This window comes from Azospirillum aestuarii (assembly GCF_016632405.1).
Lineage (GTDB): Bacteria > Pseudomonadota > Alphaproteobacteria > Azospirillales > Azospirillaceae > Azospirillum > Azospirillum aestuarii.
This window is the reverse complement of the sequence record NZ_JAEPIV010000001.1, coordinates 863,324-877,154: the sequence shown is the minus strand read 5'-3', so window position 1 is coordinate 877,154 and position 13,831 is coordinate 863,324. Positions and strand designations below refer to the sequence as shown.

General features: G+C 69.0%; 16 protein-coding genes. 13 read left to right on the top strand and 3 right to left on the bottom strand.

Features of this window, described 5'->3' with window-relative positions:
* Positions 1-4: 4 nt before the first annotated feature.
* From JJL56_RS04015 to JJL56_RS03980, 8 genes are all read left to right on the top strand, one after another.
* A complete protein-coding gene (locus JJL56_RS04015; RefSeq protein ID WP_145623482.1) occupies positions 5-427 on the top strand; it encodes an HIT family protein in 423 nt (140 codons plus the stop codon).
* A gap of 98 nt (positions 428-525) precedes the next feature.
* A complete protein-coding gene (locus JJL56_RS04010) occupies positions 526-1,278 on the top strand; it encodes a pyridoxine 5'-phosphate synthase (RefSeq protein ID WP_200484239.1) in 753 nt (250 codons plus the stop codon).
* Positions 1,275-1,742: a holo-ACP synthase gene (gene acpS / locus JJL56_RS04005; protein ID WP_145623484.1), complete on the top strand. Its 468-nt coding sequence runs from the start codon at positions 1,275-1,277 to the stop codon at positions 1,740-1,742. The genes JJL56_RS04010 and acpS overlap by 4 nt, the downstream gene beginning before the upstream one ends.
* Positions 1,739-2,509 (top strand): signal peptidase I, encoded by a 771-nt coding sequence (gene lepB / locus JJL56_RS04000; protein ID WP_145623485.1) that lies wholly within the window; start codon positions 1,739-1,741, stop codon positions 2,507-2,509. The genes acpS and lepB overlap by 4 nt, the downstream gene beginning before the upstream one ends.
* Positions 2,510-2,570: 61 nt before the next feature.
* Positions 2,571-3,320 carry a ribonuclease III gene (gene rnc, locus JJL56_RS03995; protein WP_145623486.1) on the top strand — a complete coding sequence of 250 codons (750 nt, stop codon included), beginning with the start codon at positions 2,571-2,573 and terminating at the stop codon, positions 3,318-3,320.
* On the top strand, positions 3,313-4,341 hold the full coding sequence (era, locus tag JJL56_RS03990) for a GTPase Era (RefSeq protein ID WP_145623487.1): 1,029 nt from the start codon (positions 3,313-3,315) through the stop codon (positions 4,339-4,341). The genes rnc and era overlap by 8 nt, the downstream gene beginning before the upstream one ends.
* 79 nt (positions 4,342-4,420) lie before the next feature.
* A complete protein-coding gene (locus JJL56_RS03985; protein ID WP_145623488.1) occupies positions 4,421-5,836 on the top strand; it encodes a YcjX family GTP-binding protein in 1,416 nt (471 codons plus the stop codon).
* Positions 5,833-6,861, top strand: coding sequence for a YcjF family protein (locus JJL56_RS03980; RefSeq protein ID WP_200484238.1), 1,029 nt, complete (start codon positions 5,833-5,835; stop codon positions 6,859-6,861). Before JJL56_RS03985 ends, JJL56_RS03980 begins: the two co-directional genes overlap by 4 nt.
* Positions 6,862-6,865: 4 nt before the next feature.
* Here the strand turns inward: JJL56_RS03980 and JJL56_RS03975 are convergent, their stop codons facing one another.
* The gene (locus tag JJL56_RS03975; RefSeq protein ID WP_200484237.1) at positions 6,866-8,350 is read right to left on the bottom strand and encodes a tetratricopeptide repeat protein; all 1,485 of its coding nucleotides are present in this window, start codon (positions 8,348-8,350) and stop codon (positions 6,866-6,868) included.
* Between the two features lie 222 nt (positions 8,351-8,572).
* On the opposite strand from JJL56_RS03975, the gene JJL56_RS03970 reads away from it, so the two are divergent.
* Both JJL56_RS03970 and JJL56_RS03965 read left to right on the top strand, forming a co-directional pair.
* Positions 8,573-9,130, top strand: coding sequence for a hypothetical protein (locus tag JJL56_RS03970; RefSeq protein ID WP_200484236.1), 558 nt, complete (start codon positions 8,573-8,575; stop codon positions 9,128-9,130).
* A 52-nt stretch (positions 9,131-9,182) separates the two neighbouring features.
* Positions 9,183-9,395 (top strand): hypothetical protein, encoded by a 213-nt coding sequence (locus JJL56_RS03965; protein ID WP_186452807.1) that lies wholly within the window; start codon positions 9,183-9,185, stop codon positions 9,393-9,395.
* 115 nt (positions 9,396-9,510) lie between these two features.
* Here the strand turns inward: JJL56_RS03965 and JJL56_RS03960 are convergent, their stop codons facing one another.
* Positions 9,511-10,137, bottom strand: coding sequence for an ATP-dependent Clp protease proteolytic subunit (locus tag JJL56_RS03960; RefSeq protein ID WP_145623492.1), 627 nt, complete (start codon positions 10,135-10,137; stop codon positions 9,511-9,513).
* A gap of 260 nt (positions 10,138-10,397) precedes the next feature.
* Between JJL56_RS03960 and JJL56_RS03955 the strand changes: the two genes are divergently transcribed.
* Positions 10,398-11,258: a glycosyltransferase family 2 protein gene (locus tag JJL56_RS03955; protein WP_200484235.1), complete on the top strand. Its 861-nt coding sequence runs from the start codon at positions 10,398-10,400 to the stop codon at positions 11,256-11,258.
* Here JJL56_RS03955 and JJL56_RS03950 read toward each other — a convergent pair.
* Complete coding sequence (locus JJL56_RS03950; RefSeq protein ID WP_200484234.1) at positions 11,216-12,031, bottom strand: phosphodiesterase; 816 nt, start codon at positions 12,029-12,031, stop codon at positions 11,216-11,218. The genes JJL56_RS03955 and JJL56_RS03950 overlap by 43 nt on opposite strands.
* Positions 12,032-12,197: 166 nt before the next feature.
* On the opposite strand from JJL56_RS03950, the gene JJL56_RS03945 reads away from it, so the two are divergent.
* Both JJL56_RS03945 and JJL56_RS03940 read left to right on the top strand, forming a co-directional pair.
* Positions 12,198-12,566 (top strand): hypothetical protein, encoded by a 369-nt coding sequence (locus JJL56_RS03945; RefSeq protein WP_200484233.1) that lies wholly within the window; start codon positions 12,198-12,200, stop codon positions 12,564-12,566.
* Positions 12,567-12,708: 142 nt separating this feature from the next.
* Positions 12,709-13,830, top strand: a complete 1,122-nt coding sequence (locus JJL56_RS03940; protein ID WP_200484232.1) for an efflux RND transporter periplasmic adaptor subunit — start codon at positions 12,709-12,711, stop codon at positions 13,828-13,830.
* Position 13,831: the final 1 nt, after the last annotated feature.

The following is a 13,831-nucleotide window of genomic DNA, read 5'->3' as shown; positions in this document are numbered from 1 at the left end:
AAGCATGTCCAGCCCGACCATCTTCAGCCGCCTGATCGCCGGCGAACTGCCTTGCGCCATGGTGTACGAGGATGCGACGACCTTCGCCTTCATGGACGCCGGGCAGGTAAACCCCGGCCATGTGCTGGTCGCGCTGAAGCGCCCGGCCCCGACCATCCTGGATGTGACGGAGGACGAGGCGGCGGCCCTGTTCCGCACCGTTCACAAGGTCGCCCGCGCCGTCCAGGCGGCCTTTTCGCCGGAGGGGATCACGCTTCTCCAGACGAACAAGCCGGCGGGCTGGCAGACCGTTCCGCACATCCACGTGCATGTGGTGCCGCGCTACGAGAACGATGGTGCCGATCTGGTCTGGCCGCGCCACGACCCGCCAGTTGAAGAATTGAAGGCGCTCGCCGCGCGGATCGCCGCACATCACGTCGTCGAATGACGGCGTGACGCGACGCCAAGCCGCCGCTATATAGCAGGAGAACCGGTGCCCGCCGGATGCAGGATGCGGGACCGGCGCGACACCGGAGTTTCGAGCCTATGCCCCGCCCTCTGCGCCTCGGCGTGAACATCGACCATGTGGCGACCGTCCGCAACGCGCGGGGCGGGCGTCATCCCGATCCCGTGCGCGCGGCGAAGCTCGCCGCCGAGGCCGGGGCCGACGGCATCACCGCCCATCTGCGCGAAGACCGCCGCCACATCATCGATTCCGACATCGAGCGGCTGATGGCGGAGATCCGGCTGCCGCTGAACCTGGAGATGGCGGCGACGGACGAGATGCTCGCCATCGCGTTGCGCCACACGCCGCACGCCTGCTGCCTCGTCCCGGAGAAGCGCACCGAGGTCACCACCGAAGGCGGGCTGGACGTCGCCGGGCAGATGAACAATCTGAAGCGCTACGTCGGCGACCTCGGCGCCGCGGGCATCCGCGTTTCCCTGTTCATCGATCCGGAACCGGCGCAGCTCGACGCCGCCAAGGCTCTGGGCGCCCCGGTGGTGGAACTGCACACCGGCGCTTACTGCGAGGCGCCCGCCGGGGCGGAACGCGCGGCGGAGCTGGAGCGCATCGTCCGGGCGGCGGCCCACGCCGAGGCCATCGGCCTGGAGTGCCACGCCGGCCATGGGCTGAGTTACGAGACGGTCGGGGCGGTCGCCGCCATCCCGACCATCGTGGAGCTGAACATCGGCCATTTCCTGATCGGCGAGGCGATCTTCGTCGGGCTGGGCAACACGCTCCAGCGCATGCGCGCCGTCATGAAGGACGCCCGCTTGGCGAGTGGAGGCGTCTCATGATCCTCGGCATCGGGAACGACCTGATCGACATCCGCCGGGTCGAGCAGTCGCTGGACCGTTTCGGGGACCGCTTCATCGCCCGCATCTTCACCGACGTGGAGCGCGCCAAGTCGGAGCGCCGCGCCGGCGCCGCCGGCAAGCACAGCGCGCGGGCCGCGACCTACGCCAAGCGCTTCGCCGCCAAGGAGGCCTGCTCCAAGGCGCTGGGCACCGGATTTCGCGACGGTGTGTTCTGGCGCGACATGGGGGTGGTGAACCTGCCCTCCGGCCAGCCGACCATGCGCCTGACCGGCGGGGCGCTGGAGCGGCTGCAGGCGATCACCCCGCCGGGCATGCAGGCGCGCATCCACGTGACGCTGACCGACGAGTATCCGATGGCCGAGGCCTTCGTCATCATCAGCGCCGAACCGGCCGACACGTCCGCCAACACCTCCATCACCACCCCCACGGCACCCTCCGCATGACCATGAACAGAGAGACCGCCTTGACCGGCAAATCCAAAGAGACAGGCGGCTTTGCCGAGACGGTGAAGACGGTCTTCTACGCGGTCATCATCGCCTTCGGCGTGCGGACCTTCGCCTTCGAGCCCTTCAACATCCCATCCGGGTCGATGATCCCGACGCTGCTGATCGGCGACTACCTGTTCGTGTCCAAATTCTCCTACGGATACAGCAAGTACACGGTCGGCTTCGGTCTGCCGCTGTTCGAGGGCCGCATCATGGGCCACGCGCCGGAGCGCGGCGACGTCGCCGTCTTCAAGCTGCCGCGCGACAACAAGACCGACTACATCAAGCGCGTCATCGGCCTGCCGGGCGACACCGTCCAGGTGACCGGCGGCGTGCTGCACATCAACGGCCAGCCGGTGAAGCGCGAGCGGATTGAGGACTATGTGTCCCGCGACGCGCTGGGCCGCGAGGTCCGCATCGCGCAGTTTGTCGAGACCCTGCCGGGCGGGCGCAGCCACCGCATCATCGAGGAATCGGACAACGGTCCGCTCGACAACACCCCGGCTTTTAAGGTGCCGGCGAACCACCTGTTCATGATGGGCGACAACCGCGACAACTCGCTGGACAGCCGCGTCCCGTCGCAGGTGGGGTATGTCCCGATGGAGAATCTGGTCGGGCGCGCCGAATTCCTGTTCTTCTCTCTGGAGGACGGGACGCGCTTCTTCGAGGTGTGGCGCTGGCCGGCGGACCTGCGGTTCAGCCGCCTGTTCAACGCCGTGAAGTGAGCCCCGCACAGCACCGGGGCGCGGAGACCGTATTGTGAGCCCTGAAGAACGGGGGACCCCCATGGCGTCCGATCTGGACGTGAGTGCCGATTCCGCAGACCTCGCGGAACTGGCCGCGGCCGTCGGCCACCGCTTCGCCGATCCGCAGCGGTTGGCCGACGCAGTCACCCACCCCAGCCTGATGGGGCTGGAGCGCAGCGTTCACGGCGGACGGCCCGAGCAGGGCCCTGGCCTGGCCTATGAACGGCTGGAGTTCCTGGGCGACCGGGTGCTCGGCCTCGTCATCGCGGAATGGCTGCTGGAACGCTTCCCCGACGAACGCGAGGGCGCGCTCGCCAAGCGGCACGTCTCGCTGGTCCGACGGGAGGCGCTGAGCCGCGTCGCCGACGCGCTCCAACTGGGCCGCTACCTGCGCCTGTCCCCTTCGGAGGCGCAAGGCGGCGGGCGGAGCAACCGCACCATCCTGGCCGACGCCTGCGAGGCGGTGATCGGGGCGCTCTATCTGGACGGCGGCATGGCCAAGGCGCGGGACTTCATCCGCTCCGCCTGGGCCGGGCAGATCGACCGTGCGGAGCCGCCGCCGCTGGATTCCAAGACGGCGTTGCAGGAATGGGCGCAGGGCAACGGGCGTCCCCTTCCCACCTATGAAATGATCGAGCAGAGCGGCCCGGCGCACCAGCCGGTGTTCCGCATCGCGGTCCGGTTGAAGGGCATGGAGCCGGTGACGGCCACCGGCCCGTCCAAGCGGGTCGCCGAACGGAAAGCGGCCAGCGCCTTGCTGCGCCAATTGGGAGTGCAGGTCGATGACTGACGGCCGCGACAAGTTTGAAGACGACGATTTCGACGATAAGGACGAGGGCGTGAGCGAGAGCGTGGACGAGGGTGCCGACAATGGTGCCGAAGAGGGCGCTGAAGAGGCCGCCTATGTGCCGGAAAATCCGCGCTGCGGCTTCGTCGCCCTGGTCGGTGCGCCGAACGCCGGCAAGTCCACCTTGCTGAACGCGATGGTCGGCTCCAAGGTGTCGATCGTCAGCTCCAAGGTGCAGACCACCCGCACGCGCGTCCTGGGCATCACCATCGCCGGCGACAGCCAGATCATCTTCGTGGACACGCCGGGCATCTTCAAGCCGAAGCGCCGTCTGGACCGCGCCATGGTGGCGGCGGCCTGGCAGGGGGCGGAGGACGCCGATCTGGTCGGCCTGCTGTTCGACGTGTCGCGCCGTGGCATCGACCAGGACACCCAGGGCATCATCACCCGCTTGAAGGAGCAGGGCCGCAAGGCCATCCTGATCCTGAACAAGATCGACCTCGTGCCGCGCGAGAAGCTGCTGGGCCTCGCCGACAGCTTCAACCAGGAAGGCATCTTCACCGACATCTTCATGCTGTCCGCCTCGACCGGCGACGGGGTCGAGCATCTGCGCGGCTTCCTGGCCGCCCGCATGCCGGAAGGCCCGTGGCACTACCCGGAGGACCAGATCTCCGACATGCCGATGCGCCTCCTGGCGGCGGAGATCACGCGTGAGAAGCTGTTCCAGCAGCTTCACCAGGAACTCCCCTACGCGGCGACGGTCGAGACCGAGCAGTGGGAGGAGTTCGAGAACGGGTCGGTCAAGATCTCCCAGGTCGTGTATGTCCAGCGCGACAGTCAGAAGGCCATCGTGCTCGGCAAGCAGGGCACCCGCATCAAGGCGCTGGGACAGGCCGCCCGCACCGAGCTGGAGGAGATGCTGGAGCAGCGCGTCCACTTGATGCTGTTCGTCAAGGTGCGCGAGGACTGGGAGAACGACCCGGAGCGCTACGAGGCCTGGAACCTCGACTTCGGCGCGTCCTAAAGCACCGGTCAGGGTATAGGCGTGGGCGGACGGTCCCCCATATAGAGGGGCGATCGTCCCCTACACGGACCGGCTGACCGTGCGTGTGCCCATTTTCAACGACCTGTACGACGCCGGCTCGCGCCTGTTGGGGCGGGCCGGCGATCTCGTTTCCGGCGGCATCCTGGAGCAGGACGTCCGTCTCGGCGTCACCGGGTTGCGGAGGGCCGGCAAGACCGTCTTCGTCACCTCGCTGGTCGACAATCTGCTGAAGGCCGGGCGGCTTCCTTTCCTGGACGTCGTGTCGTCCGGGCGCTTCCAGGCGTCGCGCCTGCGGCCCCAGCCCGACGCCCAGGTCCCCCGTTTCGAGGTGGAGCAGAGGCTGGCCGAACTGACCGGCCCGGCGCCCCATTGGCCGACCGAGACGCGGGGCATCAGCCAACTCCGCCTGTCCATGCGCTACCGCCCGAACGCCGTGCTGAAGCGCACGGTGCAGCCGGTCGCCACGCTGAATCTGGACATCGTCGACTATCCCGGCGAGTGGCTGCTCGACCTGCCGCTTCTGCACCAGTCTTTTGCGGAATGGAGCGCGCTCACCCTGGAACTGGCCGGGCGGGCGCCGCGCGACGAGCTGTCGGTGTCCTGGCGCGGCTGGCTCGCCACCCTCGACACGGCGGCTCCGGCGGAGGAGGAGCAGGCGCGGCGCGGCGCGGCGCTGTTCACCGATTACCTGCACGCCTGCCGCCGCTCCGACAATCTGCTGAGCCTGATCCAGCCGGGGCGCTTCGTCGAGCCGGGCGACATGGCGAACGCACCGCTGCTGACCTTCTGCCCGCTGCCGGGCGAAAGACCGCGCGCGCGCGGCAGCCTGTGGGCGCTGATGGAGGACCGCTACGAGGCGTACAAGACCAACGTCGTCCGCCGCTTCTTCGCCGACCATTTCGCCCGGCTCGACCGGCAGATCGTCCTGATCGACGTGCTGGGGGCGCTGAACTCCGGCCCGGCGGGCATGGCGGACATGAAGCGGGCGCTGGAACTGAGCCTGGAGCCGTTCCGCCACGGCCCCAGCAGTTGGCTGGACTGGCTGCTGGGGCGGAGGATCGACCGCGTGCTGTTCGCCGCGACCAAGGCCGATCATGTCGCCTCGCACCAGCACAACAGCCTGCGCCATCTGCTGGACCGTCTGGTGTCCGACGCCCGCGCCGGCATCCGCTTCGAAGGGGCGCAGGTGGAGACGATGGCCATCGCCGCCCTGAAATCGACCGAAACGGTGGTGACCGAGCATGAGGGGCGGCAGTTGCGCTGCGTGCGCGGCGTGCCCATCGGGCGCGACCGCCCGACCGTGCTGTTCCCTGGCGAGATTCCGGAGGACGCCGACTTTCCGCCGGGGCAGGAGCGGCCCTACAACTTCATGTCCTTCCTGCCGCCCGCCGACCTCGCCCGCGAGGCGCGCGGCCTGCCGCACATCCGGCTGGATCAGGCCATGCAGTTCCTGCTGGGGGATTATCTGGAATGAGCGAGCGCACCCGCGACCGCCACTGGGTCCCGCCGATGGAGCTGGACCCCACCCGCGCCGCCGCCGTCCCCGCGGCGGAGGAGGAGGCGATCATCGCCGGCCCCCTGGCGGGTTCGGCGGCGGAGCGCCTGCCCGCGCTGCTGGCGGAGGACTGCCCGAGAAGCCGGCTCGGCCGCTGGCTGGCCGGCTCGGTCGCCGCGCTGGTGCTGATCGCGCTGAGCTTCGACACCTGGGACCTGTTCAACCGCGCCTTCGCCACCAGCGCCGCGCTGGGCGTGCTGGTGGCCGCTGCCGTGACAGTGGCCGGTGGGGCGGCGCTGGCGATGCTGCTGCGCGAGCTGCGCGCGCTGCGCCGCCTGCGCAAGATCGAGGAGTTGCGGGGCGAGGCCGGTCGCCTGTCCACGGAGATCGTGACGCAAGCCGGGGAACCGGGCCACGCCGAGCGTTTCGCCGGTTCGCTGACTCGCCTCTATGAGGGCCGCGCCGATCTGGCGCCCTCGCTGGAGCGGGTGCGCGACCATGTGACCGATGCCCACGACGACGCGGAGATTCTGCGCCTGCTCGACCGCGAGGTGATGGTGCCGCTGGACCGCCGCGCCTACCAGACCGTCCTGCGCGCGTCGCGCGACACGGCGGTGGCGACGGCGCTCAGCCCGGCGGCGATCGTCGACCTTGCCGTGGTGCTGTGGCGGAACCTGAAGCTGGTGCGGGAGATTGCGGCGCTCTATGGCGCGCGGCCCGGCTATGTCGGGTCGCTGCGGCTGTTGCGGCGGATGCTCGCCAACCTCGCCGTCGCCGGGGTGGCGGAAAGCGCCCACCACGTCGCCGTCGAGGCGCTGGGCGGCTCCATCGCCGCGGCCATTTCCACCCGCATGGGGCAGGGGGTGATCAACGGGCTGCTGACCGCGCGGGTCGGGCTGACCGCCATGCATCTGTGCCGCCCCATCGCCTTCGGCCCCGACAACCGCCCCAGCATGGGTCAGATCCGCAAGGAGCTGCTGTCCCTGCCGAAGCAGGTGCTGTAGCCGCTTACACGATGGGGAAGGGCAGGCCGTGCCGGGGGTGGGTGCGGTCATGAATCAGGGCGCGGTCGCGAATCATCGGCCAGACGATGCGGCGCAGGAACCGGTGATCCTGCGCCCGGTCCGCCTCGGCGGCGGCGTGGCGCTCGGCCAGCGGCAGCAGATCGGGCAGCAGCCCGGCGACACCGCCCCAGTGACCGCCCGACATCACCTCGGTGTGCAGCACCCCGTCGCGCAGGACGTGGAAGGGCAGGCCCGAGGCGACCCAGGCATCGACGGCGGCCTTCCCCTCGGCGGAGGGCAGGGCGTCCCAATCCCGGCAGAGGAACCGTGCCACCGTAGGGTCGTCGGCGGCGGCCAGACGCCAATAGGGGCCGCCGGTCGGCGCGTCGGAGGCCGCCGCCACGAGGTCCGCCCCCGCCGCGGCCAGTTCGGCCAACCGGTCGGCGGTAGGACTGCCGTCGTGATAAACCCGGCAGGTCCATCCGGTATACAGAGCCACGGTTTGCCGCAGAATCTCCGCCGGGTCGTGGGTGCCGGCGGGTTGGCCGCTCCACAGGCTGAAGGCGATGACGTTGCACCGCCGCCGCTCCGCGCCGCGTGGCCGGGCGGACAGCGGGGGAAGGGCGGGCGCCGTGGCCATGGCCGTCCGGTCCTTCAAGTCCAGCGCGCGTTCGCCCCAAGTGGCGGCCTCGTCCTCCCGACCGAGAAGGGCGAGGGCGACGACCAACCGGTCGATGGCGTCGAGATGGCGAGGGTCCAGACGGGCGGCCCGTTCCAGCGCGCGGGCGGAGTCCTCCAACCGATCCACGACCCCGAACGCGACCCCCAGATTGAAGGCGGCGGACGGAAAATCCGGCGTGATGGCCAGGGCGTTGCGGTAGGCGAGGGTGGAGTCTTCCCGCAGTCCCATCGCGAACAGCGCGTTGCCGTAGAGAAAGGCGACGTCGGCGTCCAGCGGCAGCAGTTCGGCGGCACGGGCGAGCGGGCGAAGGGATTCGGTGCCGCGCCCCTGCTCCACCAGCAGGCGGCCTTCCTCGTGCCGCAGCGCGCCCAAGCGTTCCACCGCGACGGTGAGGGTGGGGGCGGAGGCGACGGCGCGCTCCAGCGCGGTGACGGCCCCGGCGGAGCGGCCCAGGGCACGCAGGGCGTTTGCCATGTCGGTCCAGGCTTCCGCGAAATCGGGCTGGAGGGCGACGGCGCGCCGGTAATCCTCCACCGCCGCCTCCGGTTGTCCGGAGGAGCGGCGGATGTTGCCGCTGTTGGCGTGGATGTCCGCCGCCTCGGGCCGCTGGGCGATGGCGCGGGCGATGAGTTGCAGGCCAAGGGCCTGCTCCCCCACCTGCCCGGCCAGGACCCCAAGGAAATGCAGCGCGTCCGGCTGATCCGGGTCCACATCCAGGATGCGGTGGTAGAGCTGTTGGGCCTCGGCCAGCCGGCCGGCCAGATGGTGGTCCAGGGCGAGCGTCAGCGCTTCAGCGATCGTAGCCATGCATACAGGCTTAAGCGCCCCGACGCCCCTCCGCAAGCGTCACGGCTGTGAGAAGGGTGGGCGACGGCTCCAATGGTCCTGGAATGCGAAGCTTTGGTGCCGGAAACAGCCTATGGGGTTTCGTCCTTTGGCATAGCCGGAAAAAAGGTGAACGAACCCTTTACAATGCACGAGTGCAGCTGCAATATATGATCTGGATTGTCCAATCATCGGTGTAATGTCATGAACGTGGCCATCGCCACCGCAACGGCTGCAAGGCCGTTGGCCTTCATGACGGCCCGCAACAGCGACGCTGTTGAAACCGGGGCCGACACCGGGACTCCGCCCGCGAAGGACCCCGTCACCGACCAGTCCGAACCCCTTTCCGGACGCTACACGAAGACCGCGTACCGCTACGACGCCGACGCGTCGCGGCTGGTGCTGCTGTTCCGCAGCCCGGAGGACGGGGCGACCCTCGATCAGATTCCGACCGAGGCGGCGTTGCGGCAATACCGCGAAGCGCAGAAGGACCGGAAGGGCGGCAAGGCGTCGCTGGAATTGCTGGTCGGCGGTTCGGACGGACAGGGCCAGCAGAATGGCTCCGGGCAGAGCGCAAGCTCCCAAACCGGGGCGCCCGTGCACCGGTGGGCGTCGGGCCACGTCGGGACCGGTGCGGGCCGATCCAGCGTGTCACAGGGGACTTCCGCCCCCACGCCGCCGGTGGTAGCATCGACTCCGATGACGACTCAAGCGGTTGCCACCCCATCGTCGGGACCCGGCTCCGTCAACGTGGTCATCTGACCGGCGGAAAGCAGACCCACCTGCCGGCTGTTCCTTGTGAAGGCATCCTCCGATGGCTCTCGATGTTTCATCCTCCACCCTGGGCGCTGCGATCGGTTTGCGGCAAGCGCAGGGGCAGATGGATTTCGGCGTGAAGACGCTGAACCAGACCGCGCAGCAACAGGACCAAGCGATCGCCACACTGCTTCAGGGCGGTTCGGACAGCTCCTCGGCCGGTGGCAACGTCACGGCCACACGTGGGCAGAATCTGAACATCGTTGTGTAAGCGGTTGATCCGTTCGGCTTGATCGCGCACGTCAAGCCACGGCCATAAAAAAAGCCCCTCTCGCTGGAGAGGGGCTTTGCGCGTTCCGGCGGTCCGCCTGCTTCAACTCGTTGGCTTATTTCAGCTCGTCGAAGGTCTCGATGATGTGGCTGACGATGCCGTATTCGCGGGCCTCGTCGGCCAGCATCCAATAGTTCCGGTCGGTGTCCTTGGAAACCTTCTCCACCGACTGGCCGGTTTCGCGCGCGATGATGCGGTTCAGGCGCTCACGCATGCGGATGATTTCCTTCGCCTCGATGGCGATGTCCGTCGCCCGGCCACCGGTGCCGCCCAGCGGCTGGTGGATCAGGAAGCGCGTGTTCGGCAGGCAGTAGCGGTCTTCCTTCTTCGCGGCCAGGAAGATGTGGCAGCCGGCGCTGGCGACCCAGCCGGTGCCCAGCATCTTCACGCGCGGCTTCACGAAGCGGATCATGTCGTGAATGGTGTCGCCCGCCTCGACGTGGCCGCCGGGGGAGTTCACCACGACCGTGATGTCGTCGTTGCTCTCGTGGGCCAGCGCCAGCAACTGGGCCGAAACGGCCTGTGCCAGCTTCATGTCGATCTGCCCGAAGATCAGCACCGTGCGCGCCTTGAACAGGTTCGACTGCACGGCAGCGAACGGCGGCGGGGCGCTTTCCTTCGACTTCTCGTCCGGCTCCTGCTCGGGCTCGTCGTCGAAGCGGGTGTATCCGTCTTGCGCCATCGTTTTTGAACTCCCTGAGGTCGGCGTGTCTACCGGGGGGCTTTGGCTTGCGGGGGCCTGGGATGTCGGATGGGGACCGAACCACGCCACTCGTTTCTCCACATAGCCCGTATCGGTTCCTTGTTCAACGGGCCGCGACGCCAAATCCCACCCCGGCGCCGTCATAGTCACGCTCAGGTTGGCTGCCGGGGCGTGGGCCGGCTCTTGCGGACCCGTGCCAAGGGACGCACACTGCCCCTTGCACAATCGGAGGGCGGTGCATGGATGGCGGCAGCGGGATCGGCGTCTCGGTCATCATACCGGCCTTCCGGGCGCAAGGCACCATCGCCCGCGCCGTGGCAAGCCTTCTGGCGCAGAGCTTTCGCGATTGGGAAGCGGTGGTGGTCAGCGACGATGGCGTCGATTACCGCGCCCTTCTGGAGGCCGCCGGCATCGTCGATTCGCGCCTGACCTTCACCGGAACCGGCCGCGTCGGGTCCGGCGCTCCGGCGGCGCGCAACGCCGGGCTGTGGTGCGCCGGCATGCCGCTGATCGCTCCGCTGGACGCCGACGACCGGTTCGAGCCTGACCGGTTGGCGCGCTTGGTCCCGCTGGCGGTGGCGCAGGGGGCGGCGGCGGACAATGTGGCGGTTGTGCGCGACGGCGACGGCTCGCCGCTCTCCACCCTGTTCCCGCCGGGTGCCGGGACCACGACGCTGGACGCCGCGGCCTTCTTGGAAACTTCCGTGCCGATGTTCTTCGTGGTCCGGCGGGACCTCGTCCCCGGCTGGGAGGAGGGTGTCGACTTCTGCGACGACGTGGTCTTCAACGTCCAGGTCCTTGATCGGGTGGGTCGTCTGCCGCTGGTGCTGGAGCCGCTGTACGAATACCGGCAGCGGGAGGGATCGATCACCTGCTCCGCCGACAGCGGTTCGCGGGCGGACCTCTGCTACCGCCATGTTCTCGACCGCTTGGACGGCGACGGGTTGCGAATCGCCGACGCCGCGCTGCGCCACCGCTTCGCCGCCGCCCTGGACGCCAAGCGCGCCCTGAACGCCGCCTACATGACCGCGCGGGCCGCCGGACGCTGTGCCAATTTTCAGGAGTTCCTGGCCTTGCGGGAAAACTCCCTGCCGGGGTAGTCGCCGATCACGCTCAGATGCGTGACCACCGTGCCATCCGGACCGAACCGGTGGAGGGCGAGCGCGGACGGCTCGTCCGTCCAGCGGTAGGGCGGTTCCGGCGCCAGATCCAAGGCGATCTGGTAGGCCACCGATGGGGCGACATAGCCATGCGCCCCGTTCCAGGCGACCGCGGTCTGGCGGTGGGTGTGGCCGCTGAGCACGGCGCGGACGTTCGGACGGCTCCGCACCAGCCGTCCCAACTCCTCCGCGCCCTCCAGGCAGCGCAGCGTGTCCAGGAAGGCCAGCCCGGTGTCGAAGGGCGGGTGGTGCAGCGCCAGCAGGGTCGGACGCTCCGGCTGCTCGGCCAGACGCTCCGCCAGCCAGGACAGCCGGTCGACGCACAGGCCGCCCACCGCCATGCCGGGGATCACCGAATCGAGCATCAGGATGCGGACCGGAAATTCCTCCACCACGTAGTGGATGAAGGGACCCTCCATGGGCATCCAACCGGTGCCGGCGAAGGTCCGACGCAACCGGTCGCGGTCGTCGTGGTTGCCCGCCAGCACGCGGAAAGGAATGGCGAGCGGTGCCAGCAGGTCGGACAGCGCCTCGTACTCGCCGGGCTTCGGCCCGTTGACGAGATCCCCGGTGATCAGGACGAGGTCGGGGCGCGGCACCAGCGCGTTCAGATGGGCCACCGCGGCGGCGAGCCGGGCGTTCGTGTCGTACGCGGTCGTCGGGGCGGTGCCGGGGGCCGTCACATGCAGGTCGGACATCTGGGCGATCAGCATCGGGCACCCCTTGGGACACGGCAGTCTGAGGACCAAGGATTGTCACATCGCCGATTTTTCGGATGTCTTCAAGAGTCCAACCGGTGCAAAACTTCCTTTACGCTTCCGTGACAGGCTGAGCCATCGGCCGAACGACAGTCTTGCCGCCACAGCATCGGATCGGGGAATGAGCGCGTCCACCTCCTCCTGCCTGCTCGCGCGATTGCTGGCGTCCGGGAAGTTCTGGCTGAAGCGCGCGCGCATCGAATCCCCGGACCTTGGCGAGGGCACCCCTCCACCCGGCGCGGACGGCGCCTTGCTGGCCGATCTTCGCATTGAAGGCGATCGGATTCGTGCAGTTCTACCGGCGGGCGAGGCGCCCTGTTGCGCGCCCGGCCTGTGCCTCGATGGCGGGCCGGTTCGTCCACGGGGCGGCTGCAATGCGGTCGGCCCCGGTCAACCCGCTGATCTGACGGTTATTCTTCCCGATGGGGCGCGGCTGGAGATGGAGAAGGGCCGGGTTGTGCAACCCGAACCGCCGCCCCCCAGCGCCTGAACCATTGCAACCGTCTCGACTCCGGAACTGAACTGAACGATATAGTTCAGTTTACCGCCCGCCCTTCACAGCGGCCCGGTTGACACGAAACGCCCCGCGCGCCCGTCCGGCGGGCCGGCGGGCCTGTGCGGGTTCCGTATCCATGCGCCACACGCTTCGCATCGTCGCCCTTCTGGTCCTGGTCGCTCTCGGCGGCGGCGCCTACTGGTACTTCGTCAAGCAGGGCGGAACCCTCAACACGCTGCTCGCCGGCAAGGTTCCGTCTCCCGGCGGCGCGTCGTCCGGTACTCCGCCGGCGGGCGGCCCGCCGCCGACGCCGGTCGAAGCCTTGCCGGTCAAGATCGGCACCGTGTCGCGTCAGGTCACCGCGGTCGGTTCGCTGCTGTCCAGCGAATCGGTGGTCATCCGGCCCGAGGTTGCGGGCAAGGTCTCCGAGATCGCCTTCCAGGAAGGGCAGGCGGTGAAGAAGGGGGCGGTGCTGATCCGGCTGGACGATTCCATCGCCCGCGCCACGCTCGCTCAGGCGCAGGCGAGCATCGCCTTCTCCCGCGCGGAGCTGAGCCGCGCCGAGGAACTGTACCGCCAGCGCACCGGCCCCGCCCGCAACCGCGAGCAGGCGCTCGCCAAGCTCCAGTCCGACGAGGCGGCGGTGCAACTGGCCAGGGCGCAGCTGGAGAAGCTGACCCTGACCGCCCCTTTCGACGGCGTGTTGGGCCTGCGCAAGGTTTCGGTGGGCGACGTGGTGGCGGCGGGCAAGGACATCGTGAACCTGGAGGCCATCGACACCCTGAAGCTCGATTTCCGGGTGCCGGAGCTGTATCTGCCGACCGTCCGCACCGGCCAGACCCTGAAGGTCGCCGTGGACTCCTTCGGCGGGCGGACCTTCGACGGCACGGTCTACGCCATCGACCCGCTGGTGGACGTGAACGGCCGCGCGGTGGTGATCCGCGCCCGCGTCCCCAACTCCGACGGCTCGCTGCGCCCCGGCCTGTTCGCGCGGGTGGCCCTGACGCTGGACCAGAATCCGAACGCCGTGCTGGTGCCCGAGCAGGCGGTCAGCGCCTTCGGCAACAAGCAATTCGTCTTCAAGGTGGTGGATGGCAAGGCGGTGCAGATCACGGTCACGCTGGGCGAGCGCCGCAACGCCGAGGTGGAGATCACCGCCGGCCTGCAGCCCGGCGACGTGGTGGTGACCGCCGGCCAGCTGAAGATCCGCGATGGCGCGCCGGTGGTGGTTGTGAACAACAAGCCGGCGGGGAGCTAAT